This window comes from Nocardioides sp. NPDC057772, assembly GCF_042798075.1.
GTDB lineage: Bacteria > Actinomycetota > Actinomycetes > Propionibacteriales > Nocardioidaceae > Nocardioides.
Genome location: NZ_JBHVKN010000309.1, coordinates 1 through 3,959 on the forward strand (window position 1 = coordinate 1; position 3,959 = coordinate 3,959).

Here is a 3,959-nt window from a genome sequence, read left to right on the forward strand (position 1 = left end):
GCACCCTCGACCTCGCTGCGGACAACGCGGTCGCCGCCGTCGACGGCGGCCGCTCGACGCCGACCGACCTGAAGGTCGCCGCCTTCTGGTCCAGCCAGGTCGCGCCGTACGCCTTCCGCACCTGCCACCACCTCCACGGCGGCATGGGTGTCGACGTGACCTACCCACTGCTCGCGTTCACCACCTGGGGCACCGACATCGCCCACCTGCTCGACACCCCGGCCGAAGCCGTCCCGGTCGAGACCGCCGAGGCCAAGAACCACGAGCTCACCGAGGCGCAGCGTTCTCTGAAGGCCGAGGTCAGGGCCTACTTCGCCGGTCTCTCCCACGATGGTGAACCGGGCGACCCCGGTCCCGAGGGCTCTTGGGACCGGCACGGCCCGACCTACCAGAAGCTGATCAAACAGCTCGGCGACGACGGCTGGATGGGCGTGGGCTGGCCGAAGGAGTACGGCGGCCACGGCCTCGGCGAGGTCGAGCAGACGATCTTCGCCAACGAGGCTCAGTACGCCGACGTGCACCTGCCGGCCGTGACCCTGCAGACCGTCGGTCCCACGCTGATCCGCTACGGCACCGACAAGCAGAAGCAGATGTTCCTCAACCGGATCCTCGCCGGCGAGGTGCACTTCGCGATCGGCTACTCGGAGCCGGAGGCCGGCACCGACCTGGCCTCGCTCCGCACCACCGCCAGGCGTGACGGCGACCACTACGTCGTCAACGGCCAGAAGCTGTGGACCACCGGCGGTCACGCCGCCGACTACATCTGGCTCGCCGTGCGCACCGACCCGGACGCCCCCAAGCACAAGGGCATCTCCATCCTGATCGTCGACACGACCGACCCGGGCTTCTCCTGGACCCCGATCATCACCGCCGACGGCTCCCACCACGTCAACGCGACCTACTTCAACGACGTCCGGGTCCCCGCCGACATGCTGGTGGGGGAGGAGAACCAGGGCTGGAAGCTGATCACCACCCAGCTCAACCACGAGCGCGTCATGCTCGGCCCGGCCGGGCGGATCGAGGGCCTGCGCGACCGGGTCCTGCGCTGGGCCACGGCCCAGGGTGTCACCGACAGCCCGGACGTACGCTCGCTGATCGGGAAGACCACCGCCGTCTTCCGCGTCAACGAGCTGCTCAACTGGGAGGTCGCCCGCGCGGCCGAGCAGGGCGAGATCGCGGTCGCCGACGCGTCCGCTTCGAAGGTCTTCGCCGCCGACCAGGTCCAGCACCTGCTCGCCGACCTGGTCGCGCTCGTGCACCGCCACGGCGACCCCGGAGAACCGGTCACGAAGAGCCTGCTCGACTATCTCGACGCCCAGGCGAAGCGCAACCTGGTGCTCACCTTCGGTGGCGGCGTCCAGGAGGTCCAGCGCGAGCTGATCGCGATGTTCGGCCTCGGGATGCCGCGGGTGCCGCGATGAGCGGGCCGCTGGTGGACGACGCGATCCACGAGAAGGTCATGGCCGCCGCCGAGGAGATCAAGGCGTGGGGCGAGGCCGCCGAGCGCAATGCCCGCGACGTGGTCAACCAGCCCACGATCAACAACTGGCTCGAGGCGATGGGCCTGGAGTCCGAGCGGTTCCACCAGGGGGAGGCGCCGCCGTCGATGGCCCAGGTGTGGACGATGTACGGCCAGGGCGGCAAGCACCCCGACCGCGACCCGCTGCACGCGATGATGAACGTGCTCACCGACGCCGGCTTCCATGGCGTCCTCGGCACCAACTCCGAGCAGAGCTACGACCGCTACCTCCGCGTCGGCGAGCAGGTGCGCGTCACCACCGCGCTGGACTCCGTCGTCGGCCCCAAGCAGACCGGGATGGGCGTCGGCTACTTCGTCACCTCCAGGAGCACCTGGTACGTGGGCGAGGAGCGGGTCGCGACGATGCTGTTCCGCGTCCTCAAGTTCGTCCCCAAGGAGAAGCAATGAGCGGCCCGGTGCGGCCGGTGATCGGCCGGGACAACGCGTACTTCTTCGAGGGCACCGCCAAGCAGGAGCTCCGGATCCAGAGCTGCAACGCGTGCGGGGCTCTGCGGCACCCGCCGGGTCCGGCGTGCCCGAGCTGCGACGCGTACGACCGTGGTCATGTCGTCGCGAGCGGCGAAGGCACCGTCTACTCGTTCACGGTCATCCACGCCCCCAAGCTGCCCGGCAAGGAGCTGCCGCTGGTGGTGGCGCTGCTGGACCTGCCCGAGGGCGTACGCATGGTGGCGGAGGTGACCGGCGTGCCGCCCGAGGGTGAGGACGCCCTGACAATCGGCGAACGGCTGGTCGTCGACTGGAACCAAATCGACGAGGAGCTGACGCTCCCGATCTGGAGGCGGCCATGAAGTTTCAGACCGGAGAGAAGATCCCGACCTGGGAGCTCCCGATCACCCCGACGCTGGTCGTCTCGACCGCGCTCGCGACGCGCGACTTCCAAGACGTGCACCACGACCGCGACCGGGCCCAGGCCGCGGGCTCGAAGGACATCTTCATGAACATCCTGACCTCGACGGCGCTGTGCGAGCGCTACGTGACCGACTGGGCAGGGACCGACGTGCAGATCAAGGGGATCTCGATCCGCCTGGGCGCCCCGGCCTACCCCTACGACACGCTCTCGTTCTCCGGCGAGGTCACCGAGGTGGCGGACGGCGTCGCCACCATCCAGGTCACCGGCGCGGTCTCGCTCGGCGCGCACGTGACCGGGACCGTGAGGGTCGCCGCATGAGTCTGAGCAGGAAGGCGGCGATCGTCGGGATCGGCGCGACCGAGTTCTCCAAGGAGTCCGGTCGCTCCGAGCTCCAGCTGAGCGTCGAGGCCACCAGGGCAGCCCTCACGGATGCCGGTCTGGCGCCGGCAGACGTCGACGGGCTGACCACGTTCACCATGGACACCAGCTCCGAGATCGCGCTGGCCCGCGAGCTCGGCCTCGGCGACCTGAGGTTCTTCTCCCGGATCAACTACGGCGGCGGCGCCGCCTGCGCGACGATCCAGCAAGCCGCGATGGCGGTCGCCACCGGCGTCGCGGACGTCGTCGTCGCCTACCGCGGCTTCAACGAGCGCTCGGGACAGCGCTTCGGCCAGGTCCAGCCCTGGGCCGCGCAGCAGGTCAACACCAACGGCCTCGACAACGCCTGGACCTACCCGCTCGGCCTCTCGACTCCGGCCGCGACGGTCGCCATGCAGGCGCGCCGCTACATGCACGACTATGGCGTGACCAGCGAAGACTTCGGTGCCGTGGCCGTCGCCGACCGTCGCCACGCCGCGACCAACCCTGCCGCGTTCTTCTACGGGAGGCCGATCACGCTCGAGGACCATCAGGCCTCCCGGATGATCGCCGACCCGCTCCACCTGCTCGACTGCTGCCAGGAGTCCGACGGCGCCGTCGCGATCGTCGTCACCAGCCCCGAGCGGGCCCGCGACCTGCCCAACTCGCCGGTCACCATCGCCGCGGCCGCCCAGGGCAGCGCCGCCGACCAGTACGTGATGACGTCCTACTACCGCGACGAGATCGGCATCCCCGAGATGGGCGTCGTCGCCAAGGACCTGTGGCGCCAGTCCGGCCTCACCCCAGCCGACATCGACACCGCCGTCCTCTACGACCACTTCACCCCCTACGTACTCATGCAGCTCGAGGAGCTCGGTTTCTGCGACAGGGGAGAGGCCAAGGACTTCGTACGCGGCGGCGCCATCGAGCTCGGCGGGCGCCTGCCGATCAACACCCACGGCGGCCAGCTCGGCGAGGCGTACCTGCACGGCATGAACGGCATCGCCGAGGGCGTACGCCAGGTGCGCGGCACGTCGGTGAACCAGGTCCCGGGCGCCGCCCATGTGCTTGTCACCGCGGGCACTGGTGTGCCTACGAGCGGGCTGGTGCTCTCGGCACCCTGAATGCGCTGAAATTTTGCGCAAAATGTTGCACCCCCGGGCTCCGCCCGGGGGTGCTGCTGTGAGATCCCTCACCGAGGGGGTTGACGTG

5 protein-coding genes are annotated in these 3,959 nt (G+C 69.7%); all 5 read left to right on the top strand.

Annotated features, from left to right (window positions below; genetic code table 11):
• A partial coding sequence (locus tag ACFVJS_RS26795) for an acyl-CoA dehydrogenase family protein (protein WP_378886600.1) occupies positions 1 to 1,421 on the top strand: 1,421 nt, incomplete at its 5' end.
• Positions 1,418 to 1,927 (top strand): MaoC family dehydratase N-terminal domain-containing protein, encoded by a 510-nt coding sequence (locus ACFVJS_RS26800; protein WP_378886601.1) that lies wholly within the window; start codon positions 1,418 to 1,420, stop codon positions 1,925 to 1,927. The genes ACFVJS_RS26795 and ACFVJS_RS26800, both read left to right, overlap by 4 nt.
• The gene (locus tag ACFVJS_RS26805) at positions 1,924 to 2,328 is read left to right on the top strand and encodes a Zn-ribbon domain-containing OB-fold protein (RefSeq protein ID WP_378886602.1); all 405 of its coding nucleotides are present in this window, start codon (positions 1,924 to 1,926) and stop codon (positions 2,326 to 2,328) included. The genes ACFVJS_RS26800 and ACFVJS_RS26805 overlap by 4 nt, the downstream gene beginning before the upstream one ends.
• Positions 2,325 to 2,708: a MaoC family dehydratase gene (locus ACFVJS_RS26810; protein ID WP_378886603.1), complete on the top strand. Its 384-nt coding sequence runs from the start codon at positions 2,325 to 2,327 to the stop codon at positions 2,706 to 2,708. Before ACFVJS_RS26805 ends, ACFVJS_RS26810 begins: the two co-directional genes overlap by 4 nt.
• A complete protein-coding gene (locus tag ACFVJS_RS26815; protein WP_378886604.1) occupies positions 2,705 to 3,871 on the top strand; it encodes a lipid-transfer protein in 1,167 nt (388 codons plus the stop codon). Before ACFVJS_RS26810 ends, ACFVJS_RS26815 begins: the two co-directional genes overlap by 4 nt.
• The last annotated feature ends 88 nt before the right edge of the window (positions 3,872 to 3,959 follow it).